Consider the following 16,768-nt stretch of genomic DNA (forward strand, 5'->3'; position numbering starts at 1 on the left):
GAGGACTCTGTTATGGCCGATTTTGCGCGACACCTGGCCGAGTACGCCAGCTTTCAGGCATTCGTCAATTGTTACCTGCGGGAAGTGGATGGCGGGCGCTGGCTGAGCCCGGATTCGCCTCAGGCCCGGGCCCAGCTGCCTCAGACACTGCTGACCGGTAAGTCCCTGCTGCAACTGACCCTGCCGCGGCAGGAACTGACCCTGTGGCTACTGGTGAGTTATCGCTCCCGGGTTGGGCGCCATCGCATTGAGGCCGTCTTCTGCCAGCAGGGCGCACAACGGCGACAGGAGGGCTTCTGGAGCACGCTCCTGCTGCTGGTCAAGGAGTTGTTCCACGAGCGCCATGCCCAACCCGGCGCCGGACTCAAGCGTCGGCAACTGGAGCTGACCCACCGACTGACCGACAGTCTGCAAAACACGGTGCGCTACCTGGAGGCCCGTTGGCCCCAGCCCTACCGCACGCCGTTGAGCTTTTGCCGCGCTGAACAGAGTCTTGTGCTGGGCCACTGGTTGCACCCCACCCCGAAGAGCCGGCAGGGCATTCTTGACTGGCAGCATCCCCTGATCACGCCGGAGCTGGAGGGCCAGTTTCAGTTGCATTATGTGGCCGTGCACCAGGACTGGGTCGAACAGCAGTCTCTGTTGCCCCAGTCCGCCGAGACCCTGGTACGCGAGGCGCTTATGCAGAGCGACCACTCGGTGTCGATCGGCCCGGACGAGGTATTGATTCCCGTCCACCCGCTGCAGGCCCACTGGTTGCTCGCCCAGCCCCGGGTTCAGGCCTGGCAGGAGGCCGGTCGGCTGCGCTACCTGGGCCCGCTTGGGCACACCTTCACGGCCACCTCCTCGGTACGCACCGTCTACCACCGGGACGCGCCCTGGATGTACAAGCTCTCCCTGCCCGTGAAAATTACCAACTCCCTTCGGCAGAACAAGGTGCGGGAGCTGCGCGCGGGGGTGCTGATGGCCGGTCTGCTGCACAACCTGCAATTCTCCCGGCGCTTCCCCCGTTTTCAGGTGATTGCTGACCCGGCCTACCTGACACTGCGCGACCCCGAGGGGGGCGATAGCGGCTTTGAGGCCATCGTGCGGGAAAACCCCTTTGGCGCCGAGAGCGATCAATCGGTGTTGTGTTTGGCGGCCTTGGTGCAGGAACCCTGGCACCCCCGTCAGCGCCGCGCCGTGCTCACGGAGCTGATCGAGCGGCAGGCGCTGGAGGAGGGCCGGGCGTCGGGTGCGGTCGCCCGGGATTGGTTTGATGCCTACTGGCACTGCGCAGTGGAGCCCTGCCTGGTGTTGTTCGACCACCATGGCATCGCCCTGGAAGCCCATCAGCAGAACAGCCTGCTACGGCTGGCCGAGGGCTACCCGGAGACTTACTACTACCGGGACAACCAGGGCTTCTATCTGGACGAGCAACAAAAGCCCAAGCTCCTGCAATGGCAGCCGACATTGGATGCCGACAGCGATCTGTTTTACCCCACGGATGCCATTCTGGACCGCTTCGGTTATTACCTGCTGGTCAATCAGGTGTTCGCCGTGGTGGATCGGCTGGGCGCCGATGGCCTGCTGGCGGAGGCCGAGCTGATCGAGCGGGTGCGGGACAAGCTGGAGGCGCTGCGTCTGACACTATCCGGCAATGGCCGGGTCCTGATTGAGCGCTGGTTGACCCAGACCCAGTTACCCGCCAAAGCCAACCTGTTGACCCGGGTGGAGGATATCGACGAGCTGGAGGCGGACATGGAGCTGGCCGCTTACACCACCATCGACAATCCGCTCTGCGCACCCGCGCGGATTGAGCGAGCGCTTGAGGAGGCGGTCCATGTCTGAAGCCCTGGCGCTCGGCGTTCCACAACAGGCATCGGCGGTGGCGGTTGACGCCCTGCCGAGAATCCTTCGACAGGCTCTGGAGGCGGCGCTGTTTGAAGGCCTGCTGGACTACATCGTTGTCCCCCGTCGGGAGCGACCCTCCCGCTGGTGCACCCTGCACTTCAGGCTCGGAAAGGTGGATTACGCCTGCCCGGGGCGGGTGCGCGGCTTTGGGCGCATCCGCTTGCAACTGTCGGGATTGACCCGGGTTCAGCCCGTCGCCCGACGGCCGGATCTGGAGGAGGTGCTGCGCCAACTGTTGGTCTGCCTGCCCGGCGACGCGGAGCGTAAACAGGCGCTGACCCGGGAATTGAATCAGACCCGGATCTGGTGTCAGTGGAATGCGCGGGAGCTACCACCGCCAGAGGTGCGTCGGGAATTGCCGCTGGTCGAGCTGGAGGGGGCCCTCCGGGAAGGGCACCCCTATCACCCCTGCTTTAAAGCGCGGATGGGGCTGACCGAAACCGACTACCAGCGCTACAGTCCCGAGGCCGCCGGCCCCCTGCGCCCGCACTGGATCGCGGTTCCCCGGGCGCGGGTGGTCGGCTCCGGCGCGGCTCAGGACCCGGATACTTTCGCTTTTCGTGAGCTGGGACCGGCGCTGTTTCAGGCGCTACGCGCCCGCTGCCGGGCTCGGGGCGTGGATCCGGAACAGCGGGTGTTTGTACCGGTACACCCCTGGCAGTGGCAGCACCGGATAGTGCCGCGCGCTCAGGGTTCGAATCCGCGCTTGCTCGATCTGGGACAACCCGGAGACGACTACCGGGTCAGTCAATCCGTGCGCACCCTGATGAATGATTCCCGGCCGGAACGGGGTGATCTCAAGCTGCCCCTGGATATCGTGCTCACCTCCTCGCGGCGTCACCTGCTGAGCCATGGTATCGACTCCGGCCCGGTTTTGTCTGACTGGCTGGCGGAGACGGTGGCGGGGGACGGATTCTTTCAGCAACAGCCTTTGGTGATTCTGCGAGAGTACGCCGGCTTGCGGGTGGAGGAAGCCGGCCTGTTAAGCCCGACCGAGCCTGATATCTGTCAGTTCGGTGCCCTCTGGCGCGAGAGTCTGCCCTCCCGGTTGGCCCCCGGAGAGCGGGCCGTGCCGGCCCAGGTCCTGGCCCTGATGGAGCCCGACGGCAAACCCTTTATCGACCCCTGGGTAAAAGCTTACGGTCTGGAGCCCTGGCTGAACCGCCTGTTCGATACCCTGATCCTGCCGGTCTGGCACCTTCTGGCCCGTCACGGCATCGCCCTGGAAGCCCACGGTCAGAACCTGTTGCTGGTCCATCGCGACGGTTGGCCGCAATGGCTGGCGGCCCGGGATTTTCACGAGAGCGTGGAATACGTGGAGGACTTTCTCGCCGCCCCGGACGCGGCACCAGCGTTCCGCCGCCAGGCTCGGTACGCCGATGCCCGCCCCAACGAACACTACTGGATGGACTCGGTGGAGGCGCTGTGTGAACTGGTAATGGATACCCTGTTCGTTTTCCAGCTCTCGGAGCTCGCCGCCCTGTGCGAAGAGCATTACCGCTTACCCGAACCACGTTTCTGGGCCCTGGTGCGTGCCTGCCTGGCGCGCTACGCCCGGGGCGGCCACTGCGACCCGGCGCGCCTTCAGGCTCTGGACTATCGGGCACCCATGGTTCAAGTGGAATCCCTGCTGCACAAAAAACTCTGCGGCGTGCAGCCCGAATACCACCATCGCGTGTTCAACCCACTCTCAGAATCCGCTCGGAAGGAGGCGTGAGCCATGCTGTTTTATCTCAATGATCGGCCCTATGACCGGGCCATTATCGAGACGCGCTGGCGTCATTTGACCAGGGCCCTCTCGGCCGTTTCCGGTCGGCGCCTCGCCGTTTGTACCCACGATTCGGTCGAATGGTTGGCCCTGGTGCTCTATGCCCGAAAACAGGGATTGTCCATCGCGCCGCTTCCGCCGGACACGCCCCGGGCCACGGCTCTGGAGAAAGCCCGGGCGCTGCACTGCGACGGCTTGATCTGGCAGAGTGCGGAGCAGATCCACCCCCTTGAGCGACGCGGGGAAGCCCGGGAGGGTACCCTGATTCAGTTCAGCTCAGGCACCACCGGTGAAGCCAAACCCATTGAGCGCACCTGGTCAGACATCGATACCGAAATCACCCATTACCATCAGGCGCTCGACCTGCCCCCGGAGGTAGTGCCTGTGGTGGCCTGCTCCATCAGTCATTCCTACGGGCTGATCTGCGGCGTGCTCGCGGCCCTGGACCGGGGTGTGGTGCCGCGCATCGTCACCGGCTGGAATCCCAAGTACCTGCTGAAGATGTTGCGCGCGGAATCCCGGCCGCTGCTGTACAGCTCGCCCACCTTTATCCGCACTCTGATGATGCTCTGGCCACCGGGCGAGCCCCTATACGGGGTGATGACCTCGGGCAGCGTCATGCCCGAAGCCTGGTTCGATGAGGTGCGCGGCAAAACCGAAAACCTCTGGCAGCAGTATGGTTGCTCCGAAGCCGGCTGCGTGGCGGTGGCCCGGCAGCCGGAGCGGGCGGACATCATGGGCATGCCTCTGGGGCACTGCGCATTGCAGGCGGGACCTGGCCCGGACGAACCCGAAGAGGTACTGGTCGTTCAGCAGGGGCAACGCATCGTCACCGGCGACGCCGGCTATCTGGATGATCAGGGGCGCCTGCGCTTCTGCGGCCGTATGGATGACACCATCATCACCGCCGGTTTCAACGTCTATCCCCATGAGGTGGAAAACGCGCTGATGCGCCACGCCGGTATCCGCGAGGTGGTGGTCTTCAAACAGCCCGACCCTCTGGCGGGGGAGCGGGTGGCGGCGGTCTACACCGGGACCGCAGCCTTGAGTGATGCCGACCTGCGAGCGTTCTGCCGCCAGCACCTGGCGAGCCATCAATGGCCCAGCCGGTTTTACCACCGCGAGCGGATACCGCGCCTGCCCAGCGGCAAGGTCAGCCGTCGGCAACTGGCCGAGCAGTTTACCGCCGACGCCGCACAGGGGGTGGCTTGAGATGACCAGTGAAACCTTTGTTCGTCAACTGCGCGACCTGATGACCCGATACCTGCCCCGAATACCCTGCGAGGATCTCTCGCCGGACAGTCACCTGACGTACCAGCTCGGGCTCGATTCGGTGGAGCTGATGCAACTGCTGGTGCTGCTGGAAACCGAGTGCGGCTATGCACTGCCGGAGGAAGCACTGAGCGCCGGCGATCTGGAACGGGTGAGCGATCTGGAAGTGCTGGTGCGACCGCCGGCGGCCAACGACACGGTCGGCGAGCCGGAACTGGATGTCAAAGTGCACTGTGTGGTCAGTTGCCTGTGCCACCCGATCAAGGCGAGGGGGCTTGACCACCGCCCGCTGTATTTTGGCGTCTGGGACGCGGAGGTGTTTGTCGACGATCAGGCGCGACTGCGCTACCACGACGAGGCGGTGGACCACGGGTTTTTCCTGACCTGGTTCGAGCGTCTGTACGGGGCGGAGGTCTCCCCCTGGTATGACCCGGCACTGAGCAAGGCCCACAATATTGCCACCCTGGAAACCCGCCTGGCGCAGCGCAAACCCCGGGAGCATCTGATTGTGATGCTGGACCTGTACCGGCTCCCCGAGCGGGAAAACCGCTTCCAGCTCAACCCTTTTCCGCACTATGTTCTGCTGGAAAACGACGCCGATCCGGACCGGCTCTGGATGTGGGACCCGGACTTTCGCTGGGAGGGCAGCCTGGATCGTCGGAGGGTGTTGCACGCGGTGGAGTCACCCGCCGTGGCCGGTGGTGTCTGCCTGGATACCTGCCATTTGCACGCGCCGGAGCCGGAAGCGGTGGCGGCGTATTTCGAAGTCTGCTTCCAGCCCACCGATAACACCCTGACCCGGGCGGTAGAGCAGGTGGTGCGTCGTCATTTGCCTGACGGGGGGGAGCAGCCACTCGATCAACTGGGCGCGGCCCTGGCGGAGCTGCCGGTGCTGGCCATTCGAAAATACGCCTACGAGCACGGCCTGGCCTATTTCTGGCGGGCGTTGGAGCGCCCGGCGGACGAGTTCGAGCACTGGTGCGATGAGATCGAGGCATTGGTCAAAGGCTACGACGCCGTTCTGTATCGGGCCAACAAAGTCGCGCAGACCCGGACGCGGGGCGATCTCGCCCGGCTCTCGCGCCGGATCGCCGAACAGCATCACCGGGAATACCGGATCAAGCGCGCCCTGTTTCACGTCTTTAACGACTGGCGCAAACAGTCGTCGACCCGCGGATTGGTGCCCCGGGAGGTGGCCGCCCTATGATGCACCTGTCCCTGTGTACCATCAGTTTTCGCCACCAGTTGGTTTCCCTGCCGGAGCTGGCCACCTTTGCCGCCGGGGCCGGGCTGGACGGCATCGAACTCTGGGCGGCCCACGCCCGGGGGCTGAAGCACCAGCCGGCGCTGAACGGCGATTGGCTCGAGGCCATGGGCTTGGGAGTGAGTATGCTCAGTGACTACCTGCCCTTTGCCGGGCCCTATCCCCAGGGACGGGAAAAGCTGCGGGAGCTGTGCACCCTGGCCGGTCACTGGAACACCCGCAAGATCCGGATATTCGCCGGAAAGAAAGCCAGTGCCGAATGCACGGCCGCCGATTGGCACGCCCTGGTCTGCCGCCTGCGCGATTATTGCCTGCGGGCGGAAGAGGCGGGCATGACCCTGCTACTGGAAACCCACCCGAATACCGGGGCCGATACCACCGAGGCGACCGGGGAGCTGCTGGCGGCGGTGGATCATCCGGCCCTGAAAGTGAATCTGGACGTACTGCATATCTGGGAGGCCGGGGAAGACCCGGTGCGCGCCTGGCGGACGCTCGCCCCTCAGGTGCAGCACTTGCACCTGAAGAACATCCGTCACCGTCAGTACCTGCCGGAATTCGCCTCTGACAATGTCTATTCTGCGGCGGGCAGCCGGGCCGGAATGGTGCCGCTGTTCGAGGGCGCCTGTGACTTCGCCCATTTTCTGAACAGCCTGCCCGACGGGCGGGTGCACTCGGCCTCCCTGGAGTGGTTCGGGCCCGCCCCCTTCGAGGTGATTGCCCGGGATAGCCAGCAGATTCTGCGCCTGCAGACGGAGCGGTTATGCCATGCCTGAGTGTCGAACCAATCAGCGGGCGTGGCAGCGATTGAGAAACTCCAGCCCAAGTGCCGCACTCAGCCCCGTGAGCGCAAACAGGCCGAACCAGTAGGTGAGCCCCAGCGCGGCTCCCCAGTGAACTACGGCGGGCGCGGTCGAGCCGGCCAGGAGCGGGTAACCGACGCCGCGCAACGCCAATGCCAGGCGCCGGAACCGGGCCGGGTTTCGGGCCAGGACGGGGTTCAGGGTGCGCAAGTGAGAGGGCAGGGACAGGGCCAGCAACAGTTGCGAGACAAACAGTGTGATCACCACGCCAGTCATTTCAGGCCTCCCGAATGGCGGTCGCATGACCGACGCGTATGCTGGCCGAAATCTGGCGATAGCCGCACCCCGCCATCAGGGCAAAGCTCGCCGCCAGAGCGAGGGCGGTCAGGTCAAAACCGGCGAGCACCCAGTCGCCCACGGCCAGGCTGATACCCAGGTGGCGGTCGGTGGTCAATGCGTTGACCACAGGCAACAGACCCCAGCCCAGGGCATTCAGAACCAATAGTTCCCGCCAGATTGCGGTTCTGGGTCGAAGCCAGGCGAAGACACCGCTGACCAGCCACGCCAGAAACAGGCTGTGCATTTCCCAGTCGGCCCGCCCGGCAAGGTCGACGGGAATCAGTCGATTGCTGAAAAAATACACCGCAATCGCCAGGGGCAAACCGAGAATGACTGCCGCGTAAAAACGCTCCACCTTGGCGTACTCGTCGGGGCGGCTGGCGGTGCGTTTTTTCACGAAGTACAGAGCGCCGGTGGCGATCATGATAATGCCCAACAGGCTGCACAGAATGTAGAGCCAGCGCAGCGGCCAGTCGGCAAACAGCCCCTCGTGCAACGCGATCAGCGTTTTCTCCACCGAGGCGGCACCGCCGTACTGTTGTTCGCCTCCGTCTAGTCGTTCACCGGTGCTGGCCCGATACAACAGTTTGTGGGGTTTGCCTTCATAGTGTCCCGGTGAGGGCTCCGGTAGATAAAACGAAAGCTGGGCATTTTGATCACCCGGGTGGAGCAGATACATCTGTTCGATTCGTTGGCCGGTCTCTGCCTGAGCCTCCTCCAGCAAGGGCACAATGGCCACGCTGTCTGCTCTCTCTCCGGTTTTCGCCTCCGCCTCGGCCTCCGGATAGGCTTCCTTGTAAAAGGTCCGGGTGCCTTCATCACCGTAGCGGGCGGTGACGATGGGCTCCATAAAAGTGACGGCAAAAAATACCAGGCCACTGTAGACGATCATGATCTGAAACGGCAGGGCCAGAACGCTGCTCAGGTTGTGCAGGTCCAGCCAGGAGCGGGCGCGGCGAAACAACCGCAGGGTGAAAAACTCCCGGAAAATGCGTCGATGAATGATCACTCCAGAAACCAGACCGACCAGCATCAACAGGGTGCACAGTCCGACGATCCAATAGGCCGCGGTGTCCGGCAGATAATGCAGGCGCCAGTGCAATCGATAGAGGGCCATACCGCCCCCGGTGTCTCGGGGTTGTATCCAAAGCGGCTCACCGTTGTGAAAATCCAGATACTCCGCTTCCCGTTCCGTCCGCTCTCCGTTGGGGCCGCGAGGCGGCTGCCACTCCACCCAAAAATTGCCGTTGCGCGCGGTCGGCAGAATGATACCCCACCAGACCGATTCGGGATGCGCCTGTTGTTGCAGGCGTTCGGTGCCGAGTTCAATCAACGTCCGGGTGGACAGGGTTAATTCGCCCTGGTTGGTATAGGCCGTGTAATGATGGGTGTCGGCTGAAGGAAAACCGTCGTCGGTCCAGTGCATCGCCAGCGGGCGTTCCGGCTCCATCCAGCGGTCCATTTCGAAATGGAAAAATCCGGTGGTGCCGGTGACGAAAATAAAATACATCAGGGCACTGAGAATAATGCCTGCCCATCGATGTAACCAGGCCATTGAGGCGCGAAACGCGGATTTCATAAGGCCGGGTCACCCAGCAGGGTCAACCAGAGGGTAGCGAGCCCGCCGCAGAGCAACGCCGGGAACAGCAGACCGCTCCAGGCGCGCCAGTGGCTGCGCACCCCGAAGGCCCAGAGAAAGGCGCCGGTGTACACGAGAAAACTCAAGAGCAGGGCCGTCACCGTCGCCGGGCCACGCTCCACCGGAAGGAGCAAACCCACCAGCACGGGCAGCGCCACGCTCAGGGCGTAACCGCCGAGCAGGGCCGCCAGGCTTCGGGATAGTACGTCCAGCAGGAAGGGCGTGTGAGCGGTGGATCGGGCCATATCGTTTTGCTCCCTGATCAGAACCGCAGAGCCAGGCTCAGACGAACGTCGCGACCCGGCGCCGGGTAGCCGACAATGCCGTCGTAATCGGGAACGTGAGTGAAGTCCTCGATACTGCCGTGGTCCAGGTACTGTTTGTTGAAGGCGTTTTTCACCGTGAGTGTCATGCTCAGGTTTTCGGAGACGCGCGGCTCCCAGTGCAGATAAAAATCGTGCACGCCGTAGCCGGGTTTATCGACCGTCGCATCCGCCGCGACGACATAAATGTCATCCATGCCCTCGACCAGAGTGGCGATCCAGCCAGCGTCCAGTCCGTCGGTGATCTGGTAGGAGGTATCGATCGACAGGGTGTCTCCGGTGGAGGTGCCCAGGTAGCCGTAGGAGTAGCGGGTGACCTGCTCGCTATCAATTTCGGCGGTGGTGTCCAGGAAGGTCCACTTGGAGAACAGCCGCTGGCCACTGTAGGTCAGGCCCAGGGTATAACCCTCGGATTCCAGATCGCCCAGGTTTTCATAGTGACGGGACCAGGGCACCGCGTTACCGATGGCATCTTCAATGGTGACATCGTGAACCCCGGCGGAGAACATAAAGCGTCCGAGTTCGTAGTCCGCACCGAACTCCAGGTTTTTGGCGCGCTCGGCTTTCAGATCCGGGTCATTGGTGGTGCCAAACAGTTTGAAGCCGTCATTGGTTTCCACACCGCGCAGGGCTTCGGCGTAGCCACCGCTGATGGTGAGTCGACGGGTCGCCTCAAAGGAGAAACCCAGGTTGGGGCTGAAACCTTCTTCGGTAAATTCGTTGCCTTCCTTATCCACCGCTTCAAACTCATCATAGCGGGTACCGAAACTCAGCAGCAATCTGTCGGTGGCCTGGTAGCGATCCTGCACAAACAGGCCCAGTACCTCACTGGTTTCGGTAAAGGGGTTGGCATCGTCCTCCTCTCCAGCGGTCACTTCGTCGTCCCGATAATCCACGCCGTACTCCACGCTGTGACCGGCCAGCTTGCTGGTGTTGCCCAGGGTGAAACCCTGAGTGTCTACGGTACTGGTGTAGTTGTCCCAGGGGCGGTAGATGTTGAACTCGGTGGCGTAGACATTGGCATCCACCAACAGCGCCTCATTGCCCGGTGCATCCCACTGGTATTTCAGGGTGCTGGTTTCGCGCTCAAACTCCAGTTCGCGCAGCGGGTTGTTGGGGCCTTGGCCCCACTCGGGGCGGGTCAGCTTTTCACCCTCCTCGGTCAGGCGTTCGTGACTCAGGCTCAGCCTGTGGCCCGCGCCCAGATCGCCCACCAGTTTGACGAAGCCGAGGCCCTGATCGGAGTTGGTGCCGGGCAACTCATTGCCCTTGGCGTCTTCCATATTGTCCTGGTCGGCGTCCACATAACTGGCCATGGCGCTGAGGGTATCGTTAAAGCGGCCATAGACCGTGGCGCTGTTTTTGGTGCCTTCGGTATTGGAGAAGTAGCCGGTTTTCAGCAGGGCGCCGAAATTGTCGGAACCGAGCAGATCCTCGGGGTCCTTGGTCTCAAACCGGATGGCGCCCCCCAGGGCGCCGGGGCCATTGGTGGCATCGCCGGCGCCCACCTGTACCCGCACCTGCTTGAGCAGTTCGGGCTCGACGGAAATCCGGCCGGTGTGGTGATAGGTCACCCCGGATTGGGTGGCGCCGTCCACCATGATATTCAGAGTGTCTTCACCCAGGTTGCGCACGTAGATTTTCTGAGCGGCGCCCACGGAGCCGCCCACCAGTACGGAGGACACGCCGGAGAAAATATCGTCCAGGTCATTGGCCTGCTTGCGTTCGATATCGTCGCTGTCCATCAGGCTGTCCAGCGGCTGGCCGACCACCACCAGTTCTTCGCTGATCAGGGTGCGGTTGTGCTGCTGTGGGTCGGCGTCGGGCGTGGCGTTTTGTGCAACGGAGGCCAGTGGCGCCAGGGCGATGGCCAGGGCGAGTGGGCTCAGACGGGAGGCATTGGGTGCGATCATGAGGGAGCTTCCTTTTCAATAAATCTAAAAAAGAAGCATTATCATTAGCGTGTGTGGCGCTGTAAACGATTGTTACAGTTGTTACGTTTTCTTGGCCTGTTTGTTGTCCGGACGTAGAACTCTTGATGAAAGCGGGCGTCTGGGATTATGACGCGACTGTCGGGTAAACTGACTGCAGCCTCTCCAACCTACAAATCATCAGGGACTCTTATGGACAAGCCTTTCTTGCCCGCTGGCGTGACACTCTTCAATTCGGTCACACGGATACGCTGGATCTTGATCAGTGCCGCGCTGTCGGTGCTGCTGGCCTGCAGTCCGGGCGAAGATCCAACCGAGCCATCCGCCTCCTCCTCATCGGAAACCTCCTCTGCATCTGCCCCTGAGTCTGCTGCTCAAGGCAGTTTTGAACTGACGGTGGACGGCCTGGCTCCGTCCGGGGAAGCCGACGAGCTAGCCTTGTCCGGTGAGCTCTACGTGCCCGACGGCGCGGAGCTGAGCGCCGTGGAGTCGGTATTGACCGCGGAACTGGATGGCGAACAGGTGCCGGTGCAATGGCAGGAGACCGCCAAGTCAGTGCGTTTCGGTTTTCAACTGGATGCCTTGCCCCAGACCGATCGGGAGCAACGCCTGGTGCTCATCTGGGATGGCACCAGTGTGGGATCCCCCCAGAAGGGCCAGAGAACCCTGACCCTTCCCGCTCGGGACACTTTTGCCGTGACCGGTGCTCGGGTAGTGCGCGGTGGACAGACCTATGTGGAAGTCAGTTTTTCTCAACCGCTGGAACGGGACCAGAACCTGAGTGGGTTGGTGCAGCTTGGCGGCAAGGAGGTCCGCGCTCGAGTGGACGGCAGCCGCCTGCGGCTCTACCCGAGTAAGCAGACCGACGAAAGCGTTATGCTGACCGTCACTGACCTGGTGCGCAGTGCGCGAGGCCAGCGTTTGTCCGAAGGCTTCGAGCAGTCGTTGCGCCTGAACCTGGTCACCCCCGGCGTAGGCTTCCTGGGCAGCAGCAGTATTCTGCCGCCCGCGCGCCAATTGTCTGTTCCGTTTGAAGCGGCGAATATCGACTCGGTGCAGGTCACCGCCTTCAAAGTGTTCGAAGGCAACATGGGGCAGTATCTGCAGAATCATGGCTTGACCGATGCGGGGCCGGACGGTGCCACGGGTCGTTATCTGTGGCGTAAAACCTATCGCCTGCCTGAGCCCGCCAGCGACGGTTGGCAACGCTACAACCTGGATCTGACCGAGCTGATGGCAGAGCATCCGGAGGGCATGATTCAACTGTCCTTGAGTGTGGACCGCAGCAACTCCCTCTACCCCTGTGATGTGCCTCGTCCCGAGCAGGCAGAAGATCCGGAACCGGAAAGTCACGAGGGCGACTGGTCCTACCAGAATGATTCCAAGCCAGCCTGGTATCGGCAGTACTACGAATCTCGCGGTTACTGGGTGTACAGCGAACGCAACAATCCCTGTCACGAAAGTTACTACCGCTATAGCGATCAGGTGCAGGCCCAACGTGCCTTTCAGGTATCCAGCATGGGCCTGATGGCCAAGCTGGGTGGTGATGATCAGTTGGAAGTGATTGCCACTGGCCTGCTCGATGCCGAGCCTTTGCCGGATGCGCAGGTTCGCGTTTACAACTTCCAGCAGCAACCCATTGGGGAAGGTCGCACCGATGAATATGGTATGGCCTCGATTCGCACTGACGGGCAGCCGTTCTATCTGGTGGCCGAGCGCGAGGGAAAAACCGGCTATCTGCGCTTGGCGCGCAACGAAGCACTGCCCACCAATCAGTTTGATGTGGATGGCGAGCCGGTGCGCGATGGCTTGAAAGGCTTTATTTATGGCGAGCGGGACGTCTGGCGGCCGGGGGATGACATCCATCTGACCTTTATTCTCGAAGATCGCGACGACCGCTGGCCCGAGGATCATCCGGTGACCCTGGATTTGTTTGATCCTCAAGGAAAGAAAGTCACCAGCGAAATCGCCCGCGATCCGGTAGACGGTTTTTACCGCTTTACCCTGAGCACCGAGGAGTCGGCGCCCACGGGCAACTGGCGCGCGGTGGTGCATCTGGGGAACCGCTACTTCGACAAAGTGCTCAAGATCGAAACCATTATGCCCAATCGGCTGAAAATGGACCTGAGTTTTGCCGAGACCCCGTTGCGTCTGGATGCCATGCCCGTGCAGGCCGAGCTGACTGCCCAATGGCTGCACGGTGCCAGCGCCGCCGGGCTGAAAGCGGATACCGAAGTCCGGTTGATTCCCAAAACCACCCGCTTCGACGGCTACAGCCAGTTCACCTTTGACGACCCGGCCCGGGAGTTTTCCGGGGCCACTCAAAAGGTGTTTGAAGGGGTGTTAGATCAAACGGGTGAGGCGCGCTTCCCCGTGAACCTGCCGGTGGCCTCCCCGCCGCCGGGTCAATTATCGGCCGTCTTTATCAACCGCGTGTTCGAGCCGGGCGGCGCTTTCAGTACTGCGCTGCGCCGATTCGATTACCTGCCCTTCGAGCAGTGGGTGGGCATTCACGTACCCGACGGTAGCGGGTACAACGGGGCCATCGCCCGCAATCAGGATCATGAGGTCAGCTTCCAGAGCCTTTCCAGCGACGGCGAACCGCTGGCCGACCGCGACCTGAAACTCACCCTCTATAAAGTGGACTGGCGCTGGTGGTGGGATCGCGGCAGTGACGACCTGGCCAGCTTTGTGGCCAGTGAGAATCGTGCGCCCTTGAGTGAAGACTCGCTCACCACTGACGCCAACGGCTTGGCTCGTTGGACCCTGGAGAAGGATCAGTACGACTGGGGCCGCTACCTGCTGCGGGTGTGCGACGAAAACAGCGGCCACTGCGCCGGGGAGCTGTTGTATCTGGGCTGGAGCCGCAGCAACGCGGTCAATCCTGCCAGCGCCACCCAACTGATGCTCTCCACCGATCAGGATGAATACCAGGTGGGCGAGACCGCACGGGTCCGTTTGCCGGAGGTCGAGCGTGGCCGGGTGCTGCTCAGTCTGGAAAACGGTCGGCGGGTACTGGAACGGCGTTGGCTGGATCTGGAACCGGGGCAGACCGATATCGAGATTCCGGTCACCTCCGAAATGGCGCCCAATGTCTATGTACACTTGAGCCTGTTGCTGCCCCACCAGGAGCGGGCCAGTGATGCCCCCATGCGCCTTTACGGCCTGGTGCCACTGACCGTAGAGGATCCCGACACCCGGTTGGAACCGGTTATTGAGACGCCCGAACAGGTGCGTCCGGAGTCCACCTTTGCGGTTGAGGTCAGCGAGACCAATGACCGCGCAATGACCTACACCCTGGCCCTGGTGGATGAGGGCCTACTGGGTATCACCGGTTTCAAAGCGCCCGATCCCCACGATCACTTTTACCGCCGCGAAGCCTTGGGTGTATTCACCTGGGACCTGTTCGATCAGGTGGTCGGTGCCTACGGTGCTTCCCTGCAGAGAGTGCTCGCCATCGGTGGTAGCGATGCCGACGACGAGTCTGATGCCAACCCCCGTGAGCGCCGGTTCCCGCCGGTGGTGCAGTTCCTTGGCCCTTTCACTCTGGCGGCGGGTGAGACCCAGACTCATGAGATAACCCTGCCACCCTATCTGGGCGAAGTACGCGCCATGGTAGTGGCGGGCCAGCAGGGCGCCTATGGCAAGGCCGAACAGAGCGTCACCGTCACCCAGCCGCTCAGTCTGTTGGCGACACTGCCCCGGGTGGTCGGGCCGGGGGAGACCATCTCCCTGCCGGTGCAAGTGTTTACGAACGACGAAGCCATTGATCAGGTGACCATCGAGGCCAGCGCCAGTGACCTGTTCACTATCGCGCAGAGCACGGCGGAGCTCAGCCTGGACGGGCAACAGGACGCCATCACCGAGCTGACCCTCAAGGTCAACGATCAGGTCGGGCAAGGGCAGGTGACGGTGACCGCTCGCAGCGGCGATGAAACCGCCAGCCAGACCATTCATATTGAATCCCGCGCGGCCAACCCGCCGTCGGTGCGACGGGAGCAGGTTGTCCTGGCGCCGGGCGAGCAGTGGCGTTCCTCTCTGGAAGCCCACGGCATGGCGGGCACCAATGAGGCCAGCATCGAGATCAGCCGGTTGCCGCCGATCAATCTCGAGCAGCGCCTGGGTTACCTGCTCAACTACCCCCACGGCTGTCTGGAGCAGGTGACCTCGGCGGCTTTCCCACAGCTCTACCTGGATCGATTGGTATCCCTGTCCGATGACCAGGAACGCGAGCGGGAGAGCAACCTGCAGGCCGCCATCGAGCGGCTGGCCCGCTTCCAGTTGGCCAACGGTGCCTTCAGCTATTGGCCCGGCGCGACCTATGCCAATGACTGGGCTTCGCTCTACGCGGGGCACTTCCTGGTGGAAGCCCAGCGGCGCGGCTATGGCGTCGAGGCCGACGGCTTGCAGCGCTGGCTGGACCACGAGCGCCAACAGGCCCGCCGCTTCAATCAGGGCGAAGACTACCGAACCCAGGTACAGGCCTACCGACTCTATGTTCTGGCCCTGGCGGGCGCGGCGGAAACCCCGGCCATGAACCGGTTGCGAGAGCGATTGACCCAACTGAACAGCGATCAGCAGGTGACCGCACGGCGTCTGCTGGCGAGTGCTTACTATCAGCTCGGGCTCAAGGATGCCGGGCGGGAACTGATGCCCGAGGTCGAGCGCGTGCCGGACTATGACGAGCCCGGCTATACCTATGGCTCCAGCCTGCGCGACCGGGCCATCGGCCTGAAGTTGCTGGTCCAGGCCGGTGAGCAGGAAGCGGCCTGGCAACAGGCGGAACAGATCGCCGAGCGGCTCTCTGAGTCCGATTGGTACAGCACTCAATCGGTGGCCTGGGCCCTCACCGCCCTGGCGAACTTCGCCGGTGACGTAGACGCCGAGGAACCCCTGCGCTTCGCGCTGGATACCGAGGGCGATTGGCAGCCTCTGGAAAGTCAGAGTCACTGGTATCGGCAGTCATTGATGAATACCCAGGCCGGGGTGCGCAACGACAGCGATCAGAACCTGCGGGTGCTGCTCAGCAATCGCGGCACGCCCGCCGCCACGGATGAGCAGCCGGAAGCGGAGGGACTGAATCTGGACGTGCGCTTCGCCACGCTGGAAGGCGAAACCCTGGACGTCACTGAACTGCCTCAGGGCACCGACTTTATGGCGGAAATCAGTGTGTCTGCCGACTTCGGTGAACTGGGCCGCGCGCGGCTGGAGGATATTGCCCTGAGCCTGGTGATGCCCAGCGGCTGGCAGATCCGCAACGACCGACTGGAGGGCGGCGATGCGCCCGAGGGGTTTGACTATCTGGACATTCGTGACGACCGGGTGTTGGGTTACTTCAGTCTCTGGCGGGACTACCGTTGGCGCTGGCGCTATCAGGACGATCGCCAGGAACGGGTCACCCTGAAGATCCTGCTCAACGCCTCCTACGCCGGGGATTTCTATCTGCCGGGCTGGCGCACCGAAGCCATGTACAACGAACGGATTCGGGCGGGTACCGCCGGGCAGTGGGTCCGCGTGATCAAGTCGGACTGAGGCGGCG

At 62.8% G+C, this 16,768-nt stretch carries 10 protein-coding genes; 6 read left to right on the plus strand and 4 right to left on the minus strand.

Features of this window, described 5'->3' with window-relative positions; genetic code table 11:
* Positions 1-12 precede the first annotated feature (12 nt).
* From N645_RS0114030 to N645_RS0114050, 5 genes are read left to right on the plus strand one after another with little or no spacing between them, the layout of a single operon-like run.
* Entirely contained in the window at positions 13-1,830 is a 1,818-nt protein-coding gene (locus tag N645_RS0114030; protein ID WP_024462144.1) for an IucA/IucC family siderophore biosynthesis protein, read from the plus strand.
* Entirely contained in the window at positions 1,823-3,610 is a 1,788-nt protein-coding gene (locus N645_RS0114035) for an IucA/IucC family siderophore biosynthesis protein (protein WP_024462145.1), read from the plus strand. Before N645_RS0114030 ends, N645_RS0114035 begins: the two co-directional genes overlap by 8 nt.
* A gap of 3 nt (positions 3,611-3,613) precedes the next feature.
* Positions 3,614-4,873, plus strand: a complete 1,260-nt coding sequence (locus N645_RS0114040) for an AMP-binding protein (RefSeq protein ID WP_036161426.1) — start codon at positions 3,614-3,616, stop codon at positions 4,871-4,873.
* A 1-nt stretch (position 4,874) separates the two neighbouring features.
* Positions 4,875-6,140 carry a DUF6005 family protein gene (locus N645_RS0114045; protein WP_024462147.1) on the plus strand — a complete coding sequence of 422 codons (1,266 nt, stop codon included), beginning with the start codon at positions 4,875-4,877 and terminating at the stop codon, positions 6,138-6,140.
* The gene (locus N645_RS0114050) at positions 6,137-6,970 is read left to right on the plus strand and encodes a sugar phosphate isomerase/epimerase (RefSeq protein ID WP_051174470.1); all 834 of its coding nucleotides are present in this window, start codon (positions 6,137-6,139) and stop codon (positions 6,968-6,970) included. Before N645_RS0114045 ends, N645_RS0114050 begins: the two co-directional genes overlap by 4 nt.
* Before the next feature lie 12 nt (positions 6,971-6,982).
* On the opposite strand, the gene N645_RS0114055 is transcribed toward N645_RS0114050, so the two are convergent.
* From N645_RS0114055 to N645_RS0114070, 4 genes are read right to left on the minus strand one after another with little or no spacing between them, the layout of a single operon-like run.
* Positions 6,983-7,273 (minus strand): DUF3325 family protein, encoded by a 291-nt coding sequence (locus N645_RS0114055; protein ID WP_024462149.1) that lies wholly within the window; start codon positions 7,271-7,273, stop codon positions 6,983-6,985.
* A 1-nt stretch (position 7,274) separates the two neighbouring features.
* Complete coding sequence (locus N645_RS0114060) at positions 7,275-8,915, minus strand: PepSY domain-containing protein (RefSeq protein WP_024462150.1); 1,641 nt, start codon at positions 8,913-8,915, stop codon at positions 7,275-7,277.
* On the minus strand, positions 8,912-9,220 hold the full coding sequence (locus tag N645_RS0114065) for a DUF3649 domain-containing protein (RefSeq protein ID WP_024462151.1): 309 nt from the start codon (positions 9,218-9,220) through the stop codon (positions 8,912-8,914). The genes N645_RS0114060 and N645_RS0114065 overlap by 4 nt, the downstream gene beginning before the upstream one ends.
* Before the next feature lie 17 nt (positions 9,221-9,237).
* On the minus strand, positions 9,238-11,211 hold the full coding sequence (locus tag N645_RS0114070; protein ID WP_024462152.1) for a TonB-dependent receptor domain-containing protein: 1,974 nt from the start codon (positions 11,209-11,211) through the stop codon (positions 9,238-9,240).
* A gap of 210 nt (positions 11,212-11,421) precedes the next feature.
* Here N645_RS0114070 and N645_RS0114075 point away from each other — a divergent pair, with 210 nt between their 5' ends.
* Positions 11,422-16,761, plus strand: coding sequence for an alpha-2-macroglobulin (locus N645_RS0114075; RefSeq protein ID WP_193744988.1), 5,340 nt, complete (start codon positions 11,422-11,424; stop codon positions 16,759-16,761).
* Positions 16,762-16,768: the final 7 nt, after the last annotated feature.

The sequence above is a fragment of the Marinimicrobium sp. LS-A18 genome, assembly GCF_000463525.1.
Taxonomy (GTDB): domain Bacteria; phylum Pseudomonadota; class Gammaproteobacteria; order Pseudomonadales; family Cellvibrionaceae; genus Marinimicrobium; species Marinimicrobium koreense.

Bases quoted from the DNA above. Each gene is read 5' to 3' on its own strand.
- N645_RS0114040 (WP_036161426.1), top strand. From the start codon at position 3,614: ATGCTGTTTTATCTCAATGATCGGCCCTATGACCGGGCCATTATCGAG.
- N645_RS0114035 (WP_024462145.1), top strand. From the start codon at position 1,823: ATGTCTGAAGCCCTGGCGCTCGGCGTTCCACAACAGGCATCGGCGGTG.
- N645_RS0114060 (WP_024462150.1), bottom strand. From the start codon at position 8,915: ATGAAATCCGCGTTTCGCGCCTCAATGGCCTGGTTACATCGATGGGCA.
- N645_RS0114065 (WP_024462151.1), bottom strand. From the start codon at position 9,220: ATGGCCCGATCCACCGCTCACACGCCCTTCCTGCTGGACGTACTATCC.
- N645_RS0114030 (WP_024462144.1), top strand. From the start codon at position 13: ATGGCCGATTTTGCGCGACACCTGGCCGAGTACGCCAGCTTTCAGGCA.
- N645_RS0114050 (WP_051174470.1), top strand. From the start codon at position 6,137: ATGATGCACCTGTCCCTGTGTACCATCAGTTTTCGCCACCAGTTGGTT.
- N645_RS0114070 (WP_024462152.1), bottom strand. From the start codon at position 11,211: ATGATCGCACCCAATGCCTCCCGTCTGAGCCCACTCGCCCTGGCCATC.
- N645_RS0114045 (WP_024462147.1), top strand. From the start codon at position 4,875: ATGACCAGTGAAACCTTTGTTCGTCAACTGCGCGACCTGATGACCCGA.
- N645_RS0114075 (WP_193744988.1), top strand. From the start codon at position 11,422: ATGGACAAGCCTTTCTTGCCCGCTGGCGTGACACTCTTCAATTCGGTC.
- N645_RS0114055 (WP_024462149.1), bottom strand. From the start codon at position 7,273: ATGACTGGCGTGGTGATCACACTGTTTGTCTCGCAACTGTTGCTGGCC.